The sequence below is a fragment of the Bosea sp. F3-2 genome, assembly GCF_008253865.1.
Lineage (GTDB): Bacteria > Pseudomonadota > Alphaproteobacteria > Rhizobiales > Beijerinckiaceae > Allobosea.
This window is the reverse complement of record NZ_CP042331.1, coordinates 523,582-547,954: the sequence shown is the minus strand read 5'-3', so window position 1 is coordinate 547,954 and position 24,373 is coordinate 523,582. Positions and strand designations below refer to the sequence as shown.

Annotated in this window: 16 protein-coding genes; 5 read left to right on the top strand and 11 right to left on the bottom strand. The window is 66.0% G+C overall.

The window, feature by feature from the left end:
* Positions 1-58 precede the first annotated feature (58 nt).
* Positions 59-1,045: a chromate resistance protein ChrB domain-containing protein gene (locus tag FQV39_RS02620; RefSeq protein WP_149128894.1), complete on the top strand. Its 987-nt coding sequence runs from the start codon at positions 59-61 to the stop codon at positions 1,043-1,045.
* Positions 1,046-1,060: 15 nt separating this feature from the next.
* Positions 1,061-2,476 (top strand): chromate efflux transporter, encoded by a 1,416-nt coding sequence (gene chrA, locus FQV39_RS02615; RefSeq protein WP_149128893.1) that lies wholly within the window; start codon positions 1,061-1,063, stop codon positions 2,474-2,476.
* 51 nt (positions 2,477-2,527) lie between these two features.
* On the opposite strand, the gene FQV39_RS02610 is transcribed toward chrA, so the two are convergent.
* From FQV39_RS02610 to FQV39_RS02570, 9 genes are all read right to left on the bottom strand, one after another.
* Positions 2,528-3,424 carry a ribokinase gene (locus FQV39_RS02610; RefSeq protein WP_149128892.1) on the bottom strand — a complete coding sequence of 299 codons (897 nt, stop codon included), beginning with the start codon at positions 3,422-3,424 and terminating at the stop codon, positions 2,528-2,530.
* Positions 3,425-3,441: 17 nt separating this feature from the next.
* Complete coding sequence (gene rpiB, locus FQV39_RS02605; RefSeq protein WP_149128891.1) at positions 3,442-3,888, bottom strand: ribose 5-phosphate isomerase B; 447 nt, start codon at positions 3,886-3,888, stop codon at positions 3,442-3,444.
* A 62-nt stretch (positions 3,889-3,950) separates the two neighbouring features.
* Positions 3,951-4,739 carry a transporter substrate-binding domain-containing protein gene (locus FQV39_RS02600; protein WP_149128890.1) on the bottom strand — a complete coding sequence of 263 codons (789 nt, stop codon included), beginning with the start codon at positions 4,737-4,739 and terminating at the stop codon, positions 3,951-3,953.
* A 26-nt stretch (positions 4,740-4,765) separates the two neighbouring features.
* Positions 4,766-5,518: an amino acid ABC transporter ATP-binding protein gene (locus FQV39_RS02595; protein ID WP_149128889.1), complete on the bottom strand. Its 753-nt coding sequence runs from the start codon at positions 5,516-5,518 to the stop codon at positions 4,766-4,768.
* 14 nt (positions 5,519-5,532) lie between these two features.
* Positions 5,533-6,201, bottom strand: a complete 669-nt coding sequence (locus FQV39_RS02590) for an amino acid ABC transporter permease (RefSeq protein ID WP_149128888.1) — start codon at positions 6,199-6,201, stop codon at positions 5,533-5,535.
* 275 nt (positions 6,202-6,476) lie between these two features.
* Entirely contained in the window at positions 6,477-7,160 is a 684-nt protein-coding gene (locus FQV39_RS02585) for an amino acid ABC transporter permease (RefSeq protein ID WP_149128887.1), read from the bottom strand.
* Positions 7,161-7,168: 8 nt separating this feature from the next.
* The gene (locus FQV39_RS02580) at positions 7,169-8,062 is read right to left on the bottom strand and encodes an NAD(P)-dependent oxidoreductase (RefSeq protein WP_149128886.1); all 894 of its coding nucleotides are present in this window, start codon (positions 8,060-8,062) and stop codon (positions 7,169-7,171) included.
* Between the two features lie 38 nt (positions 8,063-8,100).
* Entirely contained in the window at positions 8,101-8,850 is a 750-nt protein-coding gene (locus FQV39_RS02575) for a FadR/GntR family transcriptional regulator (protein ID WP_149128885.1), read from the bottom strand.
* A gap of 127 nt (positions 8,851-8,977) precedes the next feature.
* Complete coding sequence (locus FQV39_RS02570) at positions 8,978-14,122, bottom strand: 3-keto-alpha-glucoside-1,2-lyase-like domain-containing protein (RefSeq protein WP_149128884.1); 5,145 nt, start codon at positions 14,120-14,122, stop codon at positions 8,978-8,980.
* Between the two features lie 350 nt (positions 14,123-14,472).
* Between FQV39_RS02570 and FQV39_RS02565 the strand changes: the two genes are divergently transcribed.
* Entirely contained in the window at positions 14,473-15,372 is a 900-nt protein-coding gene (locus tag FQV39_RS02565; protein ID WP_149128883.1) for a LysR family transcriptional regulator, read from the top strand.
* A 207-nt stretch (positions 15,373-15,579) separates the two neighbouring features.
* Here the strand turns inward: FQV39_RS02565 and FQV39_RS02560 are convergent, their stop codons facing one another.
* Both FQV39_RS02560 and FQV39_RS02555 read right to left on the bottom strand, forming a co-directional pair.
* Positions 15,580-16,944, bottom strand: coding sequence for an HlyD family type I secretion periplasmic adaptor subunit (locus FQV39_RS02560; protein ID WP_149128882.1), 1,365 nt, complete (start codon positions 16,942-16,944; stop codon positions 15,580-15,582).
* Complete coding sequence (locus tag FQV39_RS02555) at positions 16,931-18,673, bottom strand: type I secretion system permease/ATPase (RefSeq protein ID WP_248313213.1); 1,743 nt, start codon at positions 18,671-18,673, stop codon at positions 16,931-16,933. Before FQV39_RS02555 ends, FQV39_RS02560 begins: the two co-directional genes overlap by 14 nt.
* A gap of 661 nt (positions 18,674-19,334) precedes the next feature.
* Between FQV39_RS02555 and FQV39_RS02550 the strand changes: the two genes are divergently transcribed.
* Both FQV39_RS02550 and FQV39_RS02545 read left to right on the top strand, forming a co-directional pair.
* Positions 19,335-23,057 carry a beta strand repeat-containing protein gene (locus FQV39_RS02550; protein WP_149128881.1) on the top strand — a complete coding sequence of 1,241 codons (3,723 nt, stop codon included), beginning with the start codon at positions 19,335-19,337 and terminating at the stop codon, positions 23,055-23,057.
* A 227-nt stretch (positions 23,058-23,284) separates the two neighbouring features.
* A complete protein-coding gene (locus FQV39_RS02545) occupies positions 23,285-24,259 on the top strand; it encodes a Gfo/Idh/MocA family protein (RefSeq protein WP_149128880.1) in 975 nt (324 codons plus the stop codon).
* The last annotated feature ends 114 nt before the right edge of the window (positions 24,260-24,373 follow it).

Here is a 24,373-nt window from a genome sequence, read left to right as displayed (position 1 = left end):
CTCGAATCAAAAATGATACAAGTGTTGCTTTTAATCTTTTTGATGATACGGTACGAACATGAGCGACGACATAATCCCCGCAGAGCAGCGCTGGCTCCTGCTGATCCATCAGTTGCCGAGCAAGCCAGCCTACTTCCGGGTGAAGATCTGGCGGCGCCTGCAAGGGATCGGCGCCGTCGCGGTGAAGAGCACGGTCTATGCGCTGCCGGCAAATGCCGAGACGCAGGAGGATTTCGAGTGGCTGCTGAAGGAGATCGTTGAAGGCGGCGGCGAGGCGATGGTCTGCGAAGCGCGCCTGATCGACGGCCTCTCTGACAGCCAGGCACGGGCTCTGTTCGACGCGGCACGCGATGAGGATTACGGGGCGATCTCCAAGGAGGCGCGCGCTCTTTCGGCCCGTCTCACGGCAACCGCCACGCCCGAGGACAGGGCGGAAGTTCGCTCGCAAACCAATCGTCTGCGGAAACGGCTCGCAGACATTGCCGCGATCGATTTTTTCGGAGCGACCGGCCGCCTCTCGGCCGAGAGCCTGGTCGCCGAGATCGAGCGCGGGCTTGCGGAGGATACCGATATGACGACGCCTTCGCCGGAAGCACCGGCACGGACCGCAGCCGATCTTAAGGGGCGCGTCTGGGTGACGCGCAAGGGCGTGCATGTCGACCGGATCGCGTGTAGCTGGCTGATCCGCCGCTTCATCGACCCCAGTGCCGTCATCCGCTTCGTTCCGGGCAAGGGATACGAACCCAAGCCCGGAGAGCTGCGCTTCGACATGTTCGAAGGCGAGATCACCCATGAAGGCGATCGCTGCAGCTTCGAAGTCCTGTTGACCCGCATCGGCATCGCCGATGCCGCGCTCCAGGCCATTTCCGAGATCGTCCACGACATTGACTTGAAGGACGGCAAGTTCGGGCGCGAGGAGACGACAGGTATTGCGAGCCTGATTTCGGGCGTATGTACCGCCAACCCTCAGGACGAAGACCGCATCGCGCAAGGCGCGGCTGTCTTCGACAACCTCTACCAGTACTTCAGGTCGAAGCGCGCCTGACGACCGGGGAACGTCATGAACAAGAGCGAGACCATCGACGCTGCGCCTCCCAAGCAGAGCGCCGAGCCCGATCATGGGATTTCATTCAGTGAGGCTCTGCGCGTCTGGGCCCGGGTCGCGGCGCTCAGCTTCGGCGGCCCTGCCGGGCAGATCGCGGTGATGCATCGCATCATCGTGGAGGAGAAGCGCTGGATCGGCGAGACCCGGTTCCTGCATGCGCTGAACTACTGCACCCTGCTTCCCGGGCCGGAGGCCCAACAGCTGGCCGTCTATATCGGCTGGCTCCTGCACAAGACCAAGGGCGGCCTCGTCGCTGGAACCCTGTTCGTGCTTCCGGGCCTCATTGCCATCATGGCGCTGAGCTGGATCTACGCCATCTTCGGCAATGTCGGGAGCGTGCAGGCGCTGTTCTTCGGTTTGAAGGCTGCGGTCCTGGCGATCGTGCTCGAAGCCGTGCTCCGGATCGGCCGGCGCTCCCTCAAGAACGGGGTCATGATCGGCCTCGCCGTGGCCGCCTTTCTCGCCCTGACGCTCTTCCGGGCCCCTTTCCCGCTCGTCGTCCTGGGGGCTGGCCTGATCGGCTATGTCGGCGGCCGCGCCGGCTGGTCTGCATTCCTGGTGGGCGGCGGTCACGGCAAAGTCGGAGGCAAGCAGGTCGCCGACGTCGACTCGGCGCTTGGCGAGGGCATTCCGGCCCATGCCAGGCCGCCGCTGAGCTGGTCGTTGAAGGTCGCGGCCATCGGCTTCTTCCTCTGGTTCGCGCCCGTCATCGTCTTGCTGGCGACGCTCGGCCGAGGCGATGTCTTCACCGAGATTTCCATCTTCTTTTCCAAGATGGCGATGGTGACCTTCGGTGGGGCCTATTCGGTCCTGTCCTATGTCGCCCAGCAGGCGGTCGAGCACTATGGCTGGCTGAAGCCGGGTGAAATGCTGGATGGCCTCGGCATGGCCGAAACCACGCCCGGGCCGCTGATCATGGTCACGCAGTTCGTCGGCTTCATGGGCGCCTCCCGCGCGCCGGGCTCGCTGAACCCGCTGCTGGCCGGCACGCTTGGTGGATTGCTGACGACCTGGGTCACCTTTGTCCCGTGCTTCCTCTGGATCTTCCTGGGCGCGCCGTTCATGGAGACGATGCGCAACAACAAGGCGCTATCGGCAGCGCTTGGCGCGATCACGGCCGCTGTCGTCGGCGTCATCCTGAACCTGTCAATCTGGTTTTCGCTGCATGTCCTGTTCGCCGAGGTCCGCCAAATTCGCGGCTATGGCATGGAATTGGACGTGCCGGTCCTGAGCACCGTCAACGTCGCCTCGCTGCTGCTGACGCTGGCGGCCATGATCGCGGTGTTCCGCTTCAAGGTCGGAATGATCAAGGTCATCGCAGCCTGTTCGGCTGCCGGGCTGCTCTACGGCTTGGCCACCGGAATGGTGTGAGAAGCGCGTCTCACGCCTTCGCCCGCCTCTAAAGACCCCAGCCTCGGTCGCTCAGCCGATCGCGCTTCGGAACGGCATACCCGCCTGCGCTCCCTGTGCGAGGCAGGACAGAGCGGCGGCGCGGCAGCCAAGGTCGAGCGCCTGCTGCAGGCCCAACCCCTCATCGAGAGCAGCCGCGATAGCGCCGACGAAGGTATCGCCAGCGCCTGTCGTGTCGACCGGTTCGATGCGCGGTGCGGGTACGTGAAGCGTCTCGCCTTCCGGCATGTAGGCGAAGGCGCCGTCGGCACCGGCCGTGACGATGCAGCGCGTCGCGGTGCCCTCGATCAGGCGCGCGATCTCGCCACCCGGGTGCCCAAGGATGGCGACGATATCGGCGGCCTCGTGTTCGTTGACGATCAGGACATCGCTGGCGGCGAGGAGTGCAGCCGCCTCGGCCGCCGGGAAGCCGTCAGGCACCGGCGCGCAGTTCCAGATGACACGCCCGCCCGACTGCCGAGTGCGCCGCGCAAGCGCCAGCGACTGCGCAAAGGGCACCTCCATCTGCAACACGAGCAGCGTATCGGCGCCTAGCAGCGCCTCCGGCACGTCGTCCGCTTTGGGCTCGAGATTGGCGCCGCTGGCGACGGTAATCGCATTCTCCGCGCCTGCATCGACCGTGATGAAGGCACAGCCTGTCGGAGCCACGCCGGCGCCGACCAGATCGATCCCGATGCCGTTGGCGGCGAGGTTGTCGATCGACTCCCGGCCGAAGCCGTCATCGCCGACACGAGCCGCCATGGCGACGCGGCCGGGCGCGGCGAGGCGTGCGGCGGCAACAGCCTGGTTCGCACCCTTGCCGCCGAAATGGCGCTCATAGGACGGTGCGAGCACCGTCTTGCCCGGTCCCGGAATGGTCGCGACCCGCGCGACCAAATCGACATTGATCGATCCGAAAACCAGGATCATCGGGCCCTACCCTCGCTTCAGCCTTCGGCGTCCATCTGGTGCAGCTTCTCGACCCGACGGCGGAAATCCTCGTCGGTCGAGAACTCGGCCGAGAGATAGGACGAAATCAGATCGCTGGCGAGCCAGGGGCCGACGATCTTGGCGCCGATGCACATGACATTGACGTCGTCGTGCTCGACGCTCTGATGGGCGGAATGGATGTCGTGGCAGACGGCGGCGCGGATGCCCTTCATCTTGTTGGCGGCGATCGAGGCGCCGACGCCGGTGCCGCAGACCATGATGCCGCGCTCGGCCTCGCCGGATGTGACCTTGCGGGCGACCTCACGGGCAATGTCGGGAAAGTCGACCGGCTTATCGTCATGGGAGCCGACATCGACGACCTCGTGGCCCAGCGATTTGATGTGGTCGATGACGTGCTGCTTGAGGGACCAGCCGGCATGGTCGGAGCCGATGACGAGGCGCATGAGATGTCCTGTGGGTTGGAGCGAAGCGCCGGCGCCCCTGTCGGGCGCCGGCGGGAAATGGATTAGCCGCGCATGTTCGCGGGCAGTTCGGTGCCGTGGAATTTCTTGTAGATCGCGTTGAGCTTGCCGTTCTTGAGGTTCTGCTCGACCCAGGCGTCGAGCTTCTCGAGCAGCTTCGGCTCGCCCTTCTTCACGCCGATGGCGAGGTCGAAATTGGTGATCGAGACCTTGGACTCGAACGGACGCGCAGGCGCCTTGACGCCGATCTGCGAGACGATCGTCGCCGAGGTCGCGACGCAGTCGGCCTGGCCGGAGACGGCCGCCGTGACCATGGTCGCATCGTCTTCATAGCGGGAGAGCTTGAGGTCGCGCTCCTTCATGTTGGTCAGTGTCGTGTCCTGTGTGGTGCCGCGCGAGACGGCGATCGTCTTGCCCTTCAGATCCTCCCAGCTCTTGGCCTCGACCGACTTCAGGCAACCCACGACCGATTGCAGCGCCGCATAGGGCTTGGAGAAGTCGATGACCTTGGCGCGTTCGGGCGTGACCGAGAGCGTCGAGATGATGATGTCGGCCTTGTTGGTCTGGACGTTGGGGATGCGGGTCGCGCCGGTCGTCTGGATGAATTCGAGCTGCAGGCCCCAGTCCTTGGCGAGGAGCTCGGCCGTCTCGACGTCGGAGCCGGTCGGCTTCATCGCATTGTCGATCATGCCCGACGGAGGGATCGCGAGATCGGTCGCGATGCGGATCTTGCCGGCCTTGGTGATGTCATCGAGCATGTCGGCGCGGGCCGCCTGGCTGGCGCAGGCGAGCGCCGACGTGCCGAGCAGGGCAATCGTGAGATAGCGTTTCATCCTTGCTTCCTTCCCTTTTTTGGTCGTTAGAGCCCGGTTCCGACGAACTGGGCGAGTTCCGGCGTGGCCGGTGCCGACAGGATCGAGGCACTTCCGGCCTCGTGAACCCTGCCCGCATGCATGAACACCACCTGATCGGCGATGCCCCGTGCGAACCCCATCTCATGGGTGACCATGACCATCGTCATGCCGTCGGCAGCGAGCTGCTCGATGACCTTGAGCACCTCGCCGGTCAGCTCCGGATCGAGCGCGGAGGTGACTTCGTCGAACAGCATCACTTTGGGCTGCATGGCGAGCGAGCGGGCGATCGCCGCGCGCTGCTGCTGACCGCCGGAGAGCTGCTCGGGGTAGGCGTCGAGCTTTTCGGAAAGGCCAACCCTGGCCAGCATCGCCTTGGCGAGCTCGCGCGCCTTCGCCTTCTTCACGCCCTTCACTGAGACCGGCGCCAGCGTGATGTTCTGCTCGATGGTGAGATGCGGAAACAGGTTGTAGCTCTGGAAGACGATACCCACGTCCTGCCGCAACGCCCTGAGGTCGATATCGGCGGCGTCGACACGGTGATCGCAGACCCGGATTTCGCCTGAATCGATCTTCTCGAACCGGTCGATGCAGCGCAGCGCCGTGCTCTTGCCGGAGCCGGAGCGGCCGATCAGCACCAGCACCTCGCCGCGTTCGACGGTGAAGCTGACGCCGTCCAGCACCTTGAGGGCGCCGAAGCTCTTGTGGACCTTGTCGAGGATGACGATGGGGCGTTCGACGATGATGCGTTCCTGGCTCATGGCTTTTCGTCTCGTCAGGCCGGCATCAGCTTCGCGCGGCCGACGCCCATGCGGCGTTCGAGACGCCGGCTGAGAAGCGAAATCGGGAAGCAGAGCGCGAAGTAGATCAGGGCAATGATCGCGTAGATCAGGAAGGGCTCGAACAGCGAGTTGTTGATGATCTGGCCGGAGCGGGCGAGCTCGACGAAGCCGACGACCGAGGCCAGCGAAGTGTTCTTGATGATCTGCACCATGAAGCCGACGGTCGGCGGCGTGGCGATGCGCATGGCCTGGGGCAGGATGACCTTGAGCATCCGCTGGGTGCGGCTCAGGCCCAGCCCCTCGGCAGCCTCCCATTGCGGGCGCGGCACGGCCTGGATGCAGCCGCGCCAGATCTCGCCAAAATAGGCGCCGACATAGATCGTCAGCGAGGCGCCTGCCGCCCAGAGCGGCGTGATCCTGAAGCCGAGCGCCGAAAGCCCGAAATAGCCGAGGAACATGATCACCAGAAGCGGCGTGCCCTGGACCAATTGGACATAGGCGCCGCTGATCAGCCGCACCGCCTTGCTCGGCGAGATGCGGGCGAGCGCGATCAGGAAGCCGACGATCCCGCCACCAATCAGCGCAATCGCCGACAGCCCGATGGTCCAGAGCGCGCCCTGGGCCAGGAAGAGGAGATGGTTCGCGTTGAGGGAGCCGCCCATGACCGACCTCTAGGGTCTGTACGCATGGTGGATGGTGTTCTGACGCGCGGCATTTTGATCGGCGGGCAGGAGCGTGGCCGCAGCAAACCGCCCGGTTTGCAAGGCCGCGCGACGCACCAGCCGATCAAAAGGCCCGCGCCCGAAAGGGTCGGGCGAAAATGCCCGATAGCTGTGTCGGTCCCTTGCCCGATGCCGTGGGGCATCGGGCGGCGGGCTCCTCCTGGCTTTCGGGCATTTTGGCCCGATCAGAACATCATCCACCATGCGTACAGACCCTAGAGCGGCGTGCCGAGGCGCCGGCGGCGCGGGAAGAGGACGAGCCCCAGCGCCCAGAAGGCGGCGCGCAGGACGAGCGAGAGCGCTATGTAGCCGAGCGCGACGAGGATATAGGTCTCGAAGGCGCGGTAGGTGTCGGACTGGACGTAGTTGGCGACGGCCGTCAGCTCCTCGGCCGAAATCTGCGAGGTGACCGAGGATGCCAGCATCAGCAGCACGAACTGGCTGGTCAGCGACGGATAGACCTTCTCGATCGCCGGCAGCAGGATGACGTGCCAGTAGATCTGGAAGCGCGAGAGCGCGAGACCCTCGGCAGCCTCGATCTGGCCGGGCGGGATCGACTCGAAGCCTGCCCGCATGATCTCGGCGGTATACGCGCCGACATTGATGGCGAGCGCCGCCGCCGCCACCGAGAAGGCCGAGAATTTGAAGCCGATGCTGGCCAGGCCGAAATAGACCAGGAAGATCTGGACGAGCAGCGGCGTGTTGCGGATCGTCTCGACATAACCGGCGCAGAGCCCGGCGATGAAGCGGTTGCTGCTGCCGCGGCCGATGGCGCAGAACGTGCCGATCGCGCCGCCGATCAGGATCGCCATGAAGGCGAGCTTCAGCGTCATCACCGCGCCGTCGGCAAAGAGCGGCCAGCGCTCCAGAACGACGGAGAAGTCGAGGTCGAGCCCCATCGCCGCCGTCAGGCCCGGTTCGTCATGCGGTCATAGACGCGGAACAGCGCCTGGTTGCCGTTGCCGCCCTCGCCATGGGCGCGCGCCTCGATGTATTGGCTGGTGACGAGCGCGGTGCCCGGCAGCGGCACGGAGAGCGCCTGCGCCTGCTCCTGCACGAGGCGCAGGTCCTTCAGCATCAGATCGATGCGGAAGCCCGCCCCGGCATCGCCGGCGATCATCGCCGGGCCAAGCTTGTCGAGCATCCAGGAGGCCGCCGAGCCGCCGAGCAGCACGCTGCGCATCTGCTCCAGGTCGACGCCGGAGGCGCGGCCGAGCGCGATCGCCTCGCAGACGGCCTGGATGTTGATGCCGCAGATGAGTTGGTTGCAGAGCTTGACCGCCTGGCCGGCACCGGGCGCGCCGACATGGGTGATGGTCGTGCCCATGCCGCGGAAGAACGGCTCTGCCTTGGCAAAGGCTGCCGCCTCGCCACCCGCCATGATCGTCAGCGTCGCGTTCCTGGCACCGATCGGGCCACCGGAGACCGGAGCATCGATGAAATCGGTGCCCGCAGCCTTGAGATCGCCATGCATCCTGCGGACGGCGACCGGCGAGATCGTGCTCATGTCGACGATCAGGCGGCCGCGCGGCGGCGAGGCCAGCAGACCGCCTTCGCCATAGATCACCTCCTCGACCTGCGGCGTGTCCGGCAGCATGGTGATCGCGATATCGGCCTCGGCCGCCGCCTCTGCCGGGCTCTTCGCCGGCTTCACACCCTCGGCGGCCAGCGCTACGACTGCATCCTCGACAATGTCGAAGGCGGTGACCTTGTGCCCTGCCTTCAGGAGGTTGCGCGCCATCTCCCGGCCCATCGTGCCGAGCCCGATGAAGCCGACGCTGCCCGTCTCGTTCTGTCCCATGCTCTGTTCTCGCGGCATTGTCTCTGGAATCCGGAGCCTCAGGCTCCCTGCGCGCTGCGCGTCTCGGGCCTGTCGCCTTCGCCCGTGACGGCGCGGCGCCGGTACTCGTCGCCGATCGCGAAATGACGCCGCAGCGTCACCTCGGCGCGATCGGGATCGCGCGCGACGATGGTGTCGAAGACGCGCTTATGGTCGTCGATCAGGTAGCTCTTCATCGAGCTGAACTGCTGGACGAGCTCGCGGCGGCTGCGATGCGAGCGCGCCAGCAGGGTCGACATGGATTCATGCAGCACTGCGAGCGTCGGCGAGCGCGACGCCAGCACGATGGCACGGTGGAATTCGAAATCGGCCGCGCCGCCCGCATCGGCATCGTCGATCGTCTCGCCGATACGGACGAGCGCGCGCTGCAGCCGCTCGAAATCGGCGATGGTGGCGCGCTCGCAGGCCAGGCGCACCGCCTGGCATTCGATCGCAATGCGCGCCTCCATCACGTCGTCGATGAGGTCGGCCTGCTGGGCCAGGGCGAGCGTGAAGAAGTCCTTCAGCATCGAGGCGTCGGGCCGCTTCACGATGGTGCCGACGCGCTCGCGGATCTCGACGATGCCGAGCATGTGCAGCGCGCGCAGCGCCTCGCGCACAATCGGCCGGCTCACGCCGAGCTGGGCGGCCAGTTCGCGTTCGGCCATGAGCCGCTCGCCCTGCTTCAGCGTGCCGTCGAGCAGCCGCTCCTGCAGATAGGCGAAAACGCGCTCGAACCCCGACGCGCTGTCGGCATCTTGAGCATCCATCCCTGAAACCATTCTTCTTCGTTCTGGTAAGACCAGTACGATGACCAGAAGAAAAGGTCAATCAGGGCACAATGACGAAAGGGGCGCCCGACGAGCGCCCCTCCCCTTGGTCGAAGGATTTTCCCGCTCAGACGAAGCGGAAGTCGTCCTGGGCGAGGCTCGACAGCTGGACGCCCTTGAGGGTCAGCGTGGTGTCGGCATCGATCGAGAAGACGGTGTCGGCACCGATCTGCTGGGCAGCGCCCATGGCCGTCCCGAAATCGGCGAAGACGCCGACCGAGAACTCCAGCACGTCGGCGCTGGAGCCGGAGGTGCGGAAGTCGGTGACCATGTCCTTGCCGAAGCCGACGGCGAAGACGAAGGCGTCGTGGCCGGAGCCGCCGGTCAGAATGTCGTCGCCCGCGCCGCCCTCGATGCGATCATTGCCCGAGCCGCCGTCGATGACATCGTTGCCGGCACCGCCGAGCACGACGTCGTCACCCGAACCGGCATCGATCACGTCATTGCCCTCGCCGCCTTCGACATGGTCGATGCCGGAGCCGGCCTTGATCGTGTCGTTGCCGATGCCGCCATAGACCTGATCGTCACCCGAGCCACCATCCAGGAGGTCGTCGCCCGCGCCACCCCACAACGTGTCGTTGCCGGCACCGCCCTTGAGCGTGTCGTTGCCGGCGCCGCCGTCGAAGGCATCGTCGCCATTGCCGCCGATGACGGTGTCGTTGCCCGCGCCGAAGAGCAGCTTCTCGATATTGCTGAAGCTGTCGGAGCCGATGCCCGCGCCGGAGACCTTGCCCGCCGCGAAATTGACGGTAACCGGGCCCGTCGCCGCCGAGAGGTCGAGCGTATCGAAGCCCGCGCCGCCGTCGATGACGTCGTCGCCGAGGCCGGCGAGGATGATGTCGTCGCCCGCGCCGCCCTCGATCACGTCATCGCCTGCGCCACCATCGAGCAGGTCGTTGCCGGCGCCGCCCTTCAGCACGTCGTCGCCGAGGCCGCCGACGAGGCGGTTGTCAGCGCCGTCGCCGATCAGGATGTCGTTGCCGGAACCGCCGATGACGGTCTCGACCGAGACGAGCTCGTCCTCGCCCGCCTTGTCGCCCGAGGCCGTACCGGCCGCGAGATCGACCGTCACGCCGACGGTATCGTCGGAGTAGTCGGCCGTGTCGATGCCGGCGCCGCCATCGAGCAGGTCATCGCCCGCGCCGCCCTTGAGCAGGTCGTCGCCCTCGCCGCCGAACAGCTTGTCGTCGCCTTCGCCGCCGATGAGGATATCGTTGCCCGCGCCGCCGTCCAGGCTGTCATCGCCCTCGCCGCCTTCGACGCGGTCGTTGCCGGCGCCGGCCTGGACGGTGTCGTCGCCCGCACCCGCCAGGATCACGTCATCCCCGGCCGTGCCGACGAGCACGTCGTCGCCGTCCGTGCCGAGGATCGGGCCTCCGCCCGGAGGCAGGACACTCTCGCTGGCAAGGTCATAGACCAGCACATTGTCGAAGGAGACCCCGGCGCTGTCCCAGGAGAACAGGCCGATCGAGCCCTTGCTCTGCGCCCGATCCTCGATGGCGTAGGCGAAGAGCGCCATGCCGTCGACATAGGCCTGGATCTTGCCGTCCTTCACCTCGACGCGCAGCTGGAAGGCCTCACCCGGCGTATATTTCGCCGGGAACTGGTTGAGGTACTTCTCGATGCCATCCTTGACCTGGATGAGCTGGAACAGGCTGCCCGCGCCATTGCCCGGATTGCGATCGTAGTCGCCGTTCGCGTCGAGCTCGAGCTTGTAGTAGTTGTTCGCGTCCTGGTAGTAGAACAGCAGGCCGAGCGCGCCGTTGTCCGGCGACTTGAGCGTGGCCTCGACCGCATAGTCGGTCCACTCCTTCGCCGCCGCATCGTTGTAGAGCGCGTAGGTGCCCTTGCGCAGCACGTTGACGCCGTCGCCCAGCGGGCTCCAGCCCTTCTTCCACGGATCGGAATTCGAGGCGCCGTTCCAGGTGAGCTGACGGCTCTTGAGGTCGGAGAGCTGAACGAGCGCGCCGTCCCGCAGCTCCCATTGCGAGGACTTGCCGTCGGCGCCGACACCGCCCATCTCGCCCTCGTCGACGATCGTCCAGGCCGAGAAGTCGCTGCCGCCGAAGTCTTCGGACAGCAGCAGGCGGGCCTCAGAGATCGCATCGACCGTGACCTTGTCGGTCGCGGTCTTGCCGCTGGCGTCGGTCACGGTCAGGGTCAGGACCTGCCTGACCGCATCGAGCGTCACGCTGGCGTGCTCCCCCTCAGCGACGACATTGCCGTCCTTGTCGGTCCAGACGTAAGCGACGATGTCGGAGAGACCGTAGCTGCCGCCGGCATCGAGAGCGACCGCGACCTTGCCGTCGCCATCCGCATCGACCGGGCGCAGATCGTCGCCGGCGTGGGCCGTCAGCGTGACCTTGTTCACGGTGACGTTGTCGAATTGCGAGCTGCGCTGGTTGTTCGAGTAGAAGCCGACGGAGCCGCCGGCGAGCGGCGCACTATCGGCAACCTCTCCGAACAGGTCGTGCCCATCGAGGAAGGCGCTGATCGTGCCGTCGACCACCACGACCTTGAGCTGGAAGTCGCGGCTCCAGGGCGTGCCGCCATGCTCGCTGGCAAGCACGGTCTCGGCCCCGTTCTGGACCTTGATCAGCGAGCGCGTGCTGGTCTCGGCATCCAGGACGATCTTATAGAAGTTGCCGGCATCCTTGTAATAGAACACCAGCCCGGTGCCGTCGTTGTCGGTCGTCTTCAGCGTCGCCTCGAATTCGTAGTTCGACCAGTTCTTGGCGGCGGCATCGTTCCAGACCAGAATCTTGTTGGCGCCGTCGGACTGCTCGTAGACGCGGCCCTCGAGCGCGGCCTGACCATCCGCGACCGTGTCGCGCGAATTCGCCGTGCCCTTCACCAGGAAGCCGCCGACGCTGCTGCCGACCTGACCGGCGACGACCGAGGAATTGCCCCATTCGTCCGCCATGCCCGGCTTGCTGAAGTCGATCTGCACCGAATACGGGGTCGGTTGCGTTTCGACGATGCCGCCGGCTTTGGCGCCGCCCAGCGCCGCGATCTCGGCATCGCTGTAGAGCTTGTCGGTGAAGAGGAAGCTCGACACGAAGAGAGTGGCCGTCTCGCCATCCTCGTCGGAGAACAGGAGCACGCCCTTGGCGAGGTCGATGGTGTAGCGGCTGGCGTCGACGCCCTGGGTGCCGACCTTCACGCCGTCGATGTATTTCGACATCACCGCCGAGCCGTCGGCGGCCGTCTCGATCTTGACCACGACGCGCTGCCACTGGTCGAACTTGAAGGCGCCGGGATAGTTGCCGCCGATGCCGATGCCGCCGGTGCCGTTGCTGTTCTTGCGGATGAAGAAATCGCCGTCGCTGGTGTTGCCGGTATCAGTCTGGAACAGGCTGACGAAGCTGTTCACACCGGCGGCCGGCACCAGGATGTCGAAGGCCATCGTGTAGCTCGACACCTTGTAGACGCCGGTCGGCAGCGGTGTGGCCGGGGTCAGCTTCAGCGCCTGGGTCGGCGTCAGCTTCGGAATGAAGCTGACGTCGGTGCCGGCCGGATTGCTGTCGGTCGCCGGTAGCACCGGAAGGCCGGAATTCGCAATAGAGCCAGTCCAGACGGACAGCGTCTGGGTCTGGCCGGGAGCGTTCCAGCCGCGGGCGTCACCGTCATTAAAGTTGTCGACGAGCAGTGTGTTCTCGTTGGCGACGACGATGCGAACCTCGTCGGTCGAGACGCGGCCGGCGCTGTCGGTCACGGTCAGGGTGAGCTGATACTGGCCGGCGCCGAGCTGAAGCGTCGGAGTCGCACCGGTGGCGACGACATTGCCGTCGCGGTCGGTCCAGACGTAAGCGAGCCCGTCATCATTGCCGGGATTCAGCGTGCGGTCGCCATCGAGCGTAATGGAGGCCTTCTCCTGGCCAGCCTCCGCGGTGACGAACTTGTCGTTACCGGCCTTGGCGATGGCGGGGACCTCCGGCGTGCCGAGATCGACGCCGGTGATGGTCTCCTGATGGCCGCGATAGGGGCCGGTCAGGCCGTCGCGGTTGAGCGCGCCGTCGCCGCGGACGCTGTCCATATAGTCGTCGAGCTTGGCGAAATAGGTCGAGGTGTAGATCGCGCCATTGTCTGGATCGATCGTCACCAGGCGGATGGCGCCGTTGCCGCCGGCGCTGCCGGAACCCTGGCCGGCGTCGCTGGTGATCTCGCTCGAAACGCCGTTCTGGTAGTTCACCATCATCTGGTAGACGGGGTTGCCGAACTGGTCGTAGCTGACCAGCGTCTCGGCCGCGTCGCCGAAGATGTGGCCCGAGAAGGTGAAGGTGACGTTCGGATACTTCTTGACCAGCTCGCGATACATCGTCTCGCCGTCGGTCGCGCCTTCCTTGGAGCTGCCGAGGCCGTAATCGTAGCCGGTGCCCTCGTCATAGAGCGGCGCGCCGGTGGCGTCGTGGCGGCCGGCCCAGTTCATGTAGGAATGGGTGGTGAGGATGACGCGGTGGTCGAGATTGGCCTCGATCACCTCGCCGGCCCAGCGCAGCACGTCCTCGCGTGCGCCGAATTCCAGGTTCAGCACCAGCCACTTCGTGCCGTCGGGGGCGGTGAAGGTCGAATAGCTGTTGTTCGAGAGCGCCGCTTGCTGGTCGTATGTCCCGCCGAAGCTCGCACCATTGGCATTCTTCAGGTAATCGACCGAGAAATAGTCGTTGATGCGGCTGGAAGAGTAGCTGCCCGAGACGCCGTCATGGTTGCCGAGCGTCAGGCCGTAGGGGATCTTGCCGTTGAGGATGCTGAGCGCGTCCTTGGCATAGGCCCAGTGGCCGGTTCCGTTCTCGGTGGTGATGTCGCCGACATGGGTGACGAACTGGATGTTGAGGCTGTTCTTGTTGTCGACCAGCCACTGCGTCATGCCCTTGAACGTGCCGACATTGGCAGCGTTCGTGTAATCCTGCGTATCCGGCAGGACGGCGATCGTATAGGCGTTCTCGCCGGCGACGCGGACGCGGACATTGTCAGTCACGCTCTGGCCGTTGCTGTCGGTCGCCGTGATCTTGAGGTCGGTATAGCCGAGAGCATCAGTGTAGTCGATGACGAGCTTGCCATTTTCGATCGCGACATTGGCGATGGCCGGGTCGCTGCTCTGAACCGAATAGGTCAGGCCCGTGCCGGAGAACACGCCGGCGAGGTCGATGACGCGGTTCTCCGAGCCCTTCGTCGCAATATAGTCGAGGATGGAGTTGCTGATCGTAGCCATGGATCGGGTTCCTGTTGCCAAAACGGTCCATCGTCACGCCAGCCGCGAACCAGCTGAACGTGGTTGATAATCCGTTTTCAGGGGTAGGAGCGCCGTGTGACGGATCGTTGAAATCACGAAAAGCCAGGATATCGAAAGTAGCGATACCCTATATCGGAAGTCTAGCTTCACATTTGCCAGCAAAGTATATTTGCACAATCCTCATTATTGCATGCAATTATTCAAAATTCTGTCGATCCCGTCATAATCCTGCAGAGTGCTTCCGATAGCATACCGATGCGTGAGGCCTTTGCTTCTGGTACGGCCATAGCGCGCCCGGAGTCCGGACGCTGTCCGGCGAGTTGGAAGCCATGGCATCGGTCACGCATCTTCGCGCCTTTCACTTCGTCGCGACATCGGGTGGCTACTCGCAGGCCGCGCGCGAGATGGCGGTCAGCCAATCGACCTTGTCCGGCCAGGTACGGCAGCTCGAGGCGATCTCCGGCGTTGTACTTTTCGAGCGCGGGCCGCGCGACGTCACGCTGACGGCCGATGGCGAGGCGCTCTACGAGGTCACGTCCCGCCTGTTTTCGGCGCTCACCGAAGCCGGGCGGATGCTCAAGAGCCGCAAGGCGGAGGGCGGGCGCCTGCGGCTGGCCTCGGACGGCACCGTCCACTCGCTGCCGATCCTGGGCGCGCTGCGCCGGCGCCGGCCCAAGCTCGTCTTCTCGATCCAGCTCCACAATTCCGACAGCGTGATCGAGCAGATCACGCAATACCGCGCCGATGTCGGCATCACCGCACAGATGCCGACGGATAATCGCTTTCACATCCAGCCGCTGACCACGATGAAGGTCGGGGTTTTCCTGCCGAAGAGCCATCCTTGGGTTCAGCGGCAATCTGTCTCCGTGACGGAGCTGCAGGGGCTGCCTTTCGTATTGCGTGAACGGGGCTCGCGCACCCGCGAGGTCTTCGAGCAGAATCTGGCCGCCTATGGCGTTACGCTGGGCGACGTCATCGAGGTGTCGACGCGGGACGGTGTGCGCGAGACGGTGGCCGCCGGCTTCGGCATGGGCGCGATCGCCGATCTCGAATTCGGCTTCGACACACGCCTGCACTTCCTGCCGCTGCACGACGCGCGCATCGCGATCAACGAATATGTCGTCTGCCTTGAAGAGCGCCGGCGCATGCCGATGATCGCCGAGTTCTTCCGCTGTGCCGCCGATGCGTTCCAGCAACCGGCGGGGCGCTCGAGCCCCGAGGCGGCCTGACGATCCCGCCTCGGCAGGCGCGGCGCCGATCCCTAGAGCGCGCAGGGTTTACACGGAAACACCCCCGTCATTCCGGACAAGCGGCGAAGCCGCGCCGATCCGGAATCCATCGAAGGGCGTCGCGCTCTACAATGGATTCCGGGTCTGCGCTTCGCTTCGCCCGGAATGACGGGGTGGTTCCGTGTAAAATCAGCAGACTCTAGCCCTTCAATCGTAGCGGAAGGCCCGCGCGAGCTGATCTTCGATCGGCTTGACGATATAGGCGAGTGCCGTGCGCGAGCCGGTCTGGATGAAGGCCTCCGCCGGCATGCCGGGCAGCAGGCTCTTGCCGCCGAGACGATCGACCTCCGAACGATCGAGCGCGATGCGTGCCGTGTAGAACGACACGCCGGACTGCTGATCCGTGCTCGCATCCGCCGAGACATGGATCAGATGTCCCTTGAGGTCCGGTGTGGTTGCGCTGTCGAAGGCCGGAAAGCGCAGGATCGCCGCCTGCCCGATCCGCAGCCGGTCGATCAGCGCCGGCTCGACGCGCGCTTCGACGACGAGCCCGTCGGTCTCCGGCACGATCAGCATGATCTGCTCGGCGGGACCGATGACGCCGCCGATCGTATGCACGGTCTGCTGATGGACGATGCCATCTTGCGGCGCTCGCATTTCGATGCGGTCGAGCTGGTCGCGCGCAGCGACGCGGCGCTCCGACAGATCGGCGATCTTGCCGTCGACATCGCGCAATTCGGTCGTGACCTCGCGGCGCAGATCCTCGTCGATCTGGACGATCTGCAATTCGATCTCGGCGATCCGGCCCTTTACCCGGGCGGTATCGGAGGTCAGGCTGCCGCGCTCGCCGACGAGACGCGAGGCTTCGCGCTGGAGCGAGGTCAGGCGCGAGAGCGCAACGAGGTTCTGGTCGTAGAGCTTCTGCACGCCTTCGAGCTCCTGCTCGATCAGCGTCGCCTGCGCCCGCCGGGCCTCGATCTGCGACGCCAGGCCCTTGATTTCCTCATGCGACTGCGCGATCCGCTCGCGCAGCTGGGAGCGCTGGACATCGGCCGCAACGCGGCGGGTCCGGAAAAGCCGTTCCTCGCCAGCGACCGCCCGGATCACGGCTGGATCGTCCGCCTTCTCACGCAATTCCTGAGGCAGCGCCAGAACAGACAGGCCATCGCGCTCGGCCTCCAGCCGCGCCTTGCGCGCCTGGAACCGCACGAGCTCGATCTCGATCAATGCGAGGCTTGCCTTGGCATTGGTTTCGTCGAGCCGCACCACCACGTCGCCAGCCTTGACGCGGTCGCCATCCTTGACCCGGATTTCGGCGACGACGCCGCCGGACGGGTGCTGCACACGCCGGACATTGCTCTCGACGACGACCTTGCCCGAAGCGATCACCGCGCCGGAAAGCGGTGCGGTCGCCGCCCACAGCCCGACCGCGCCCAACAGCACGGCGATGGTCGCGACCCCGAACAGCGTCGCACGCCGGATATCGCGGCGGGGATCGGCACGGCGCCCCTCAGCCGCGATCGTGCTCGCAGGCGGCTGACCGCCGGACCTGTTCTCGTTAACCGCGCGCATCGGCTGCCACCGCAATTCGGGTGTGGGACGGGTTCGGCGCGGCCGATCCCGGTTTGGCCGCAAGGCTCTTGCGCAGCACCTCCTCCTTCGGCCCGAAGGCCTGAACCTGGCCGTCTGCCAGGATCAGGACCAGATCGATGCCGGCCAGCGCCGAGGGGCGATGGGCAATGACGACCACGATGCCGCCGCGGGCCCGCACGCCGGCGATCGCAGCCGTGAGCGCAGCGTCGCCATCCGCATCGAGATTGGCATTGGGCTCGTCGAGCACGACGAGGAAGGGATCGCGGTAGAGCGCGCGTGCAAGCGCGATGCGTTGCCGCTGACCGCCGGACAGGATGCCGCCCGCCTCGCCGATCGCTGTCTCGAACCCCTTCGGCAGGCCGAGGATGAGGTCATAGGCGCCGGCGGCCCTGGCAGCGCAACGGACAGCCTCTTCCGTCATCGCCGGGTCGAAGCGGGCGATATTCTCCGCAATGGTTCCGGCGAAGAGCTGCACGTCCTGCGGCATGTAGCCGATGATCGCGCCACGCTCTTCCTCCGGCCACTGGTCGAGCGTCGCGCCATCGAGGCGCGAGGAGCCGCGCAGCACCGGCCAGACGCCGACGAGCGCCCGCGCAAGCGTCGACTTGCCCGAAGCCGAGGGGCCGATCACCGCAAGCCCCTGCCCCGCCTGCAGGGTGAAGCCGACGTCCTTGACGGTCGGTGTCGGGCTGCCGGGTGGCGCAACGAAGACCTGCTCCAGCGCGACACGCTGCGTCGGGCGCTCGGGCGCGACCGCAAGCGGCGCAGGCGCAAAGCCGAGCTCCGAATGAAGCCGACGCCAAGCCTGACGCGCACCGATGAAGGGCCGCCAGCTGCTGATCGCCAGCTCGATCGGCGCCAGCGCGCGGCTGCTCAGCACCGACGAGGCGATCATCACGCCGGACGAGGCCTGATCATGCATCACCAGCCAGGCGCCGACCCCGAGCATGGCGGATTGCAGCATGTAGCGAATGACTTTCGAGATGCCGCCGAGCCCGCTGGTGATATCGGAGGCCCTGAGGCTGGCCGCGACGTGCCGGTCATTGGTGCGCTCGAACAACCGTCCGATCCGGGCACTCATGCCGAGCGCCGTCACCGCCTCGGCATTGCGGCGCGCAGCCTCGATCAGGGCAGCGCGCTCGCCGGACGAGCGGGCGACATCGACGCTCGGCCGCCGCGACATCAATTCGGTCATGAGCGCAAGCACGATCAGGATCGCTGCGCCGGCGACCAGCGTCCAGCCGAGATAGGGATGCAGGATGAAGCACAGCGCGCCGTAGAGCGGGATCCAGGGCAGATCGAACAGCGTGGTCGGCCCCAGCCCGGACAGAAAGCCACGGACGCTGTCGAGGTCACGTGACAGCTGGGTGCCGCCCGGCGCACCCCGCAGTTGCCCGCCGAGAATGGCGCCGAGCACCGGCCCGCCGAGCTGGCGATCGAGCTCGACGCCGATGCGGCTCAGAATGCGCTGGCGCAGCCAGTCGAACACCCCAAGCAGGATGTAGAGCGCGGCGACGATCAGTGAGAGCGCGACAAGCGTCGGCACGCTGCGCGAGGGCAGCACCCGGTCATAAACCTGCAGCATGTAGAGCGAGCCCGTCAGCATCAACACGTTGACGAGGGCCGAGAACAGCGCGACCGCGAGGAAGGCGGAACGGCACGAGGCCAAGGCCTCACTGGCGGCGTTCTTGGAGGGTTTTGGGAGCAAGGGCGAGTTTCCCTGACGCAGACCAATTGGAGGAGCCGCTTGCCGGCAGAATCCGCCGCAGCCCCTGAAACCGCACGTCGATGGGCCCGCCTGCCCACCGACCGAGCCTCTGCGCCCGGCGATCGGCCGCAGCGATAGGAGGACGAGATGACAGCTCGGTGAAACCACCGACGCCAGGAGCCATCGAAAATATCCATACCCTCCATTGTCGAAATGGATTCGCGCACGGCTGAAGGCCGCACTAGCTTGTCGCCGCTATTGGACGCCTCGTGTTCGCGCGTTCGCCGGGCCTATGACCGCCCTGTCCTTCTCCGCATCCACCTGCGTTGAGAAGATGTATAGCTTATGTTTAGATCAGAAAATGCGTGATTTTTGCATTCATCCGGACAATTGACTCGCTGAACTCCGCTCGTTTGCGTGATTTCTTAGAGCAACCCTCGGCAAAATTGACCCCGAAGGACGCGGCGAATGCCGCATTTCATCCTATCGAACGGCGCCTGGCGCTGGTTCCGGCTCCCAAAAATACTTCACTTTGTCAATCAACCGTTAAACAATCGTCATCCTTGCCAAGTCATTAACGCGCCTCGGCTCGCTGTATGCGGGCCGCTCCCCGGCTGGCGGCGGACGGGGCTCTCGATGCATTGGCTAAAGGATTTGCACCATGGCGCACCCCGTCGGTTCGGTCAGCTTCGTCGGCTATAGCCCCGATGCCGGAAACGGCATTGTCTTCAAGGTCATCGAGCCCGTCCTCGCGGGCAGCGTGATCGCCATTCCCGCTGACATCTCGGAAGGGTCGGGCGGTGAAAAGGGCGCGAGCTGGAACTGGACAGCCGATCGCGATCTTCCGGCCGGCGCGACGGTCACGATCAACGGTCTCGGCTCCGGAGCGACCTCGGTTCAGGTCGGGATGGAAACGGATGTCGACGCCACCGGCAGCATCAAGGGAGCCCGCATCGTCCAGGGCAGCTCGACGGATCTGAGCCTGCTGGGATCATCCGTCACGTCGAACGGCTTCGTCAGCCCCGCAATCGGCACCGATGTATCGACCGGCAGCGCGGCGGCGCGGTCAGCCGGTCTGGTGGATACGGCCCCGTCCGGTGGCGGGCACGCGGCGCACACGTTCACGACCGCGAGCGCGAGTTTTTCCGCCCTGCAGGATGCTCCGGCTGCGACACAGCCCGGCAACGCCGAGACGCCGGCCCTTGCCGCCGCGCCCGTGTTCAGCGACGGCAATGACAGCCTGACCAATGAGGACGTGCTGTTCAGCGGCGTTTCGATGCTCGGCGGCGACGACAGGCTCGTCAACTCCGGCACGATCATCGGCCTCGACGGCGTCGCCATCGATATGGGCGACGGCAATGACGAGGTCACGCTCCTTGAAGATTCGAAGCTCTACGGCGAGATCCGCCTCGGCGCCGGGAACGACAGGCTGACGGCGAGCGCGGTCGAGGACGATCTCGTCGTCGATGCCGGCGCGGGCAATGACATCGTGCTGGCGGGAGCGGGCGACGATCTCATCCGCGGCGGTGCCGGTGATGATCTCCTCGACGGTGGCGAAGGCGACGACGCCCTCCAGGGTGGCGACGGCAACGATCGCCTGATCGGCGGACGGGGCGATGACTTCCTGTTCGGCGGCGCCGGCAACGACACACTGGTCGGCGGCGAAGGCAATGATCTCCTCGATGGCGGCGACGGCACCGACACGGTCGACTACTCAGCCGAGGCTGCAGGCATCACCGTCGATCTTTCCACCGGCAAGGCCAATGGCAACGGCATCGGCCGCGACACGCTGGTCGGCATCGAGAACGTCATCGGCGGCGCCGGCAATGACGTGCTGATCGGCAACGACCTGGCCAATACTCTTGACGGCGGCGCGGGGAACGACCGCATCGTCGCGGGTGCCGGCGACACCGTACTCGGCGGCGCCGGTGACGACACCATCGAGGTCAAGGCCGGTATGGGCGCTGCCGCCAGCATCGACGGCGGCACGGGCCATGACACGGTAAAGCTGCTCGGAACAGGCACCGGCTCCCTCGCCGCCCCCACCGGCGTCGAGCGCCTGGAGGTCGAGGGCGGCAGCTGGTCGGTTGCCGGCAGCGCCGGCTATGACGAGATCGCGATCCGCACTGGCGCCACCGTCACCTCCGGCCTCGTCATCGACAAGGACGACAAGGTCGGCATTGATGCGGGCGGCAAGCTCTCGGTTTCGAACAATGCCGTGACCTGGGCCGGCGGCGGCAATGCCGTGCTGACCAATGGTGGCTTGATCGAGGTCGCGGCGGCCGGGCGCCTGCTGCAGACGACGGCTGGAGCGACCGGCTCGCTGACCATCGACAACCTCTCCTCCGGCACCCTGCGCGGCGCGCTCAGCCCGAGCCAGGCCGGCGCGGCGGCGGCCAGCATCACCGTCAACAATGCCGGCCTGATCGAGGCCAACGGGCGGGTGCTCGACTTCCGCAACTTCGACGACAACGGCGCCAGCGCCACGATCAACAACCTCGCCGGCGGCATCATCCGCCAGTACGGCACCAATACCGATGTGATCCGGCCCGGCCGGAACGGCACCATCAACAACTGGGGCACGATTGCCACGGGTGAAGGCTTCGCCGCCAATGGCGACCTGATCGATTTCCAGAGCGACACCGGCGGCAAGGTCAACAACCACATCGGCGGTCTGCTCGAAGGCGCCAAACACGCCATCACCGGCGACCACGGCGTCACCGTGGTCAATGACGGCACCGTCATCGGCCGCAACGGCTCGGCGGTGAACATCGATAGCGACGGCTCGCAAGCCGACCTCGTCAGCATCACCAATCGCGGCATTATGCAGGGCCGCTCGGCCGGCCTCGCCGACAGCGACGGCGACGCGATCGACGTCGACGGCCTGCTTTTCCTCAACAACTCCGGCACGGTCGAGGGCCTCGGTGCCAACGGCTATCATGATAGCGAGCCGAACGTTTCCGAAGGCATCGCGATCGGCGGCGGCACCATCATCAACGACGCCACTGGCAGGATCTACGGCTATGGCCGGGCCATCCAGGTCGACAACTCCAGCAACCAGAATGCGCTGGGTGCTACGCTCGTGGTCAACCGCGGCCTGATCCAGGGCGACGGCCACGGTCCGGAGAACGTATCGCCCGAAGATGCCGCCCGCTTCGACCTGCGCGGCAACGAGGCGATCAATCTGGTCGGCAACTATGCCGACGAGATCATCAACACCAGCGGCGGCCGCATCATCGGTGGCGTCTCGATGGGCGGCGGCAACGACAAGCTCGGCAATTCCGGCCTGATCCAGGCGACCGGAGGCTCGGCGGTCGACATGGGCGCCGGCGACGACCATGTGAACCTCTATGTCGGCGCCTCAGTCGTCGGCAAGATCCTGCTCGGCGAGGGCAATGACCTCGTCACCGCCACCTCGTGGAACGATTTCGACATCGACGGTGAGGAAGGCGACGACCAGATCTATCTCGACGCCGGCAACGACACCGTCCGCGGCGGCATTGGCAACGACGTCATCTATGCCGGCGGTGGCAACGATTTCATCGACGGCGGCGACGGCGACGATGTGCTGTACGGCGAGGCCGGGAACGACACGATCCATGGCGGCGCCGGCAATGACATCATCAGCGGCGGCGCTGGCGATGACACCATCTATGCCGGCGCAGGCGACGACGTGATCAAGGCTGGCCCCGGCAACGACTCTATCGACGGCGGTGACGGTTACGATACGCTCGACCTCTCGGCCGCGAGCGGCGCCCTCTATGTCGACATGGCCTCGGGCCGCATGGCCGGCGCCGGCATCGGCGTCCAGACCTTCGTCAACATCGAGAACCTGTTCTTCGGCGATGGCGATAATGTCGTCACCGGCGGCAATGGCGACGACAGCTTCGACGGTGGCGCAGGCAATGACACGCTCAACGGCGGCGCGGGCGACGACACGTTGCTCGGCGGCCTCGGCAACGACACGCTGAAAGGCGGCTCCGGCGACGATCTTCTCGACGGCGGCGCCGGCGATGACAACCTCTCCGGCGGCTCCGGCGACGACATCCTGCTCGGCGGCCTCGGCAACGATGTGCTGAGCGGCGGTTCAGGAGACGACCGCCTCGAAGGCGGCGCTGGCGACGACATCCTGACCGGCGGCTCCGGAAACGACGTCTTCGTCTTCGCGCCCGGCTTCGGCAAGGACACGATCACTGACTTCGCCGGCGGGCATGAAGACACCGTCGAGTTCGCGAGCGCCCTCTTCGCGGATTTCGATGCCGCCATGGCGCATGCCGCTCAGGTGGGAACGGATGTGGTGTTCACGATCGACGCGGACACCTCTCTGACCCTGGCGAACGTGCAGATCGGCTCGCTGCAGGCGGATGATTTCCGCTTCGCTTGAGCGCGCCCGAGAGGAAGAAGACAATTCGCAAGGGCTCCCGAGAGGGAGCCCTTGTTGCTTGCGTCACCGTCGTTCGCGCTGGCGGTGATGGGGCTTTCGCTCACGGCGCGGAGGCGAGCGTCTCGGCGTCGACCGGACCGCGCGCCGAAACGGCTTCCGTCCGACCGGCCCGGCGTGCCATGCAGGGCGCGGTGTTTCGCCTCCCACCGCCTGCTCGAGCTTCTGCCATGTCCCAGACTCCCATCTCCTTCGGCCTGATCGGCGCCGGCATCATGGGCGAGCGCATGCTGCGCGCGGCGCTCGACCAGCCGACGACGGCGCTCACCGTCTCCGGCATCTGGGACCCTTCGGCCGAAGCCATGGAACGCATCGCCCGTGCCCTGCCCGCGGTGCCGCGCCAGCCGGACGCCGCCGCCCTGATCGCGGCGAGCGACTGCGTCTACATCGCCTCGCCGCCCTCCTCCCACCTCGCCCATGCCCGCGCGGCGCTCGCCGCCGGCAAGGCCGTGTTTTGCGAGAAACCGCTTGCCGTCGATCTCGCCGATGCGCGCGCCTTCGTCACTGAGGCCGGAGAGCGCGGCGCAGTAAACTTCCCCTTCGCCTCCTCGCCTGCCGTGGCGCGGCTGCGGGACTGGATCGACTCGGGCGTGGTCGGCACACCCCAGCGCGTCGCGATCGAGGTCGCCTTCGCGACCTGGCCGCGCTCCTGGCAGGTCGATGCAGCCAGCTGGCTCGACGGCCCGGCGCAGGGCGGCTTCACCCGCGAGGTCGTCTCGCACTTCCTGTTCCTGACCCGCCGCGTCGCCGGGCCCTTCGCCGGGTTGACCGCGAAGGCCAGCTTCCCCGAAGCCGGCAGGAGCGAGCGCCGGATCGAGGCGACACTGACCGCAGGCGCCCTGCCCGTCACCCTCCTCGGCAGTGTTGGCACCACCGCCAAGGACGACCACAATGTCTGGACGCTGGAAGGCGACAAGGGTGCGGTGCGGCTCTGCGACTGGTCACATGCCGAGCGCCGTCGCCCCGACGGCAGCTGGGAACGCGATCCGGAGGCGCTCTCCCAGAATGAGGCGCGCCCGCTGGCGCTGCGCCGTCAGCTCGAAGGCGTGGCGAAGCTCACGCGCGCCGAGCCCCATCATCTCGCAACGCTGCGCGAGGCGTTCGATGTGCAGGAAATCGTCGAAACGATCCTGAAGAGCGCCTGAGGCGACGATCATAGGGGCGGCGTGTCGCCTCTGGGCCAAGCATCGCCTGCTTTGGCATAAATTTGCGAGGAAACGGCCGAAAATCCGTGTTGCGAGATGATTATACTCCTCGCG

Bases quoted from the DNA above. Each gene is read 5' to 3' on its own strand.
- FQV39_RS02620 (WP_149128894.1), top strand. From the start codon at position 59: ATGAGCGACGACATAATCCCCGCAGAGCAGCGCTGGCTCCTGCTGATC.
- chrA (WP_149128893.1), top strand. From the start codon at position 1,061: ATGAACAAGAGCGAGACCATCGACGCTGCGCCTCCCAAGCAGAGCGCC.
- FQV39_RS02610 (WP_149128892.1), bottom strand. From the start codon at position 3,424: ATGATCCTGGTTTTCGGATCGATCAATGTCGATTTGGTCGCGCGGGTC.
- rpiB (WP_149128891.1), bottom strand. From the start codon at position 3,888: ATGCGCCTCGTCATCGGCTCCGACCATGCCGGCTGGTCCCTCAAGCAG.
- FQV39_RS02600 (WP_149128890.1), bottom strand. From the start codon at position 4,739: ATGAAACGCTATCTCACGATTGCCCTGCTCGGCACGTCGGCGCTCGCC.
- FQV39_RS02595 (WP_149128889.1), bottom strand. From the start codon at position 5,518: ATGAGCCAGGAACGCATCATCGTCGAACGCCCCATCGTCATCCTCGAC.
- FQV39_RS02590 (WP_149128888.1), bottom strand. From the start codon at position 6,201: ATGGGCGGCTCCCTCAACGCGAACCATCTCCTCTTCCTGGCCCAGGGC.
- FQV39_RS02585 (WP_149128887.1), bottom strand. From the start codon at position 7,160: ATGGGGCTCGACCTCGACTTCTCCGTCGTTCTGGAGCGCTGGCCGCTC.
- FQV39_RS02580 (WP_149128886.1), bottom strand. From the start codon at position 8,062: ATGGGACAGAACGAGACGGGCAGCGTCGGCTTCATCGGGCTCGGCACG.
- FQV39_RS02575 (WP_149128885.1), bottom strand. From the start codon at position 8,850: ATGGATGCTCAAGATGCCGACAGCGCGTCGGGGTTCGAGCGCGTTTTC.
- FQV39_RS02570 (WP_149128884.1), bottom strand. From the start codon at position 14,122: ATGGCTACGATCAGCAACTCCATCCTCGACTATATTGCGACGAAGGGC.
- FQV39_RS02565 (WP_149128883.1), top strand. From the start codon at position 14,473: ATGGCATCGGTCACGCATCTTCGCGCCTTTCACTTCGTCGCGACATCG.
- FQV39_RS02560 (WP_149128882.1), bottom strand. From the start codon at position 16,944: ATGCGCGCGGTTAACGAGAACAGGTCCGGCGGTCAGCCGCCTGCGAGC.
- FQV39_RS02550 (WP_149128881.1), top strand. From the start codon at position 19,335: ATGGCGCACCCCGTCGGTTCGGTCAGCTTCGTCGGCTATAGCCCCGAT.
- FQV39_RS02545 (WP_149128880.1), top strand. From the start codon at position 23,285: ATGTCCCAGACTCCCATCTCCTTCGGCCTGATCGGCGCCGGCATCATG.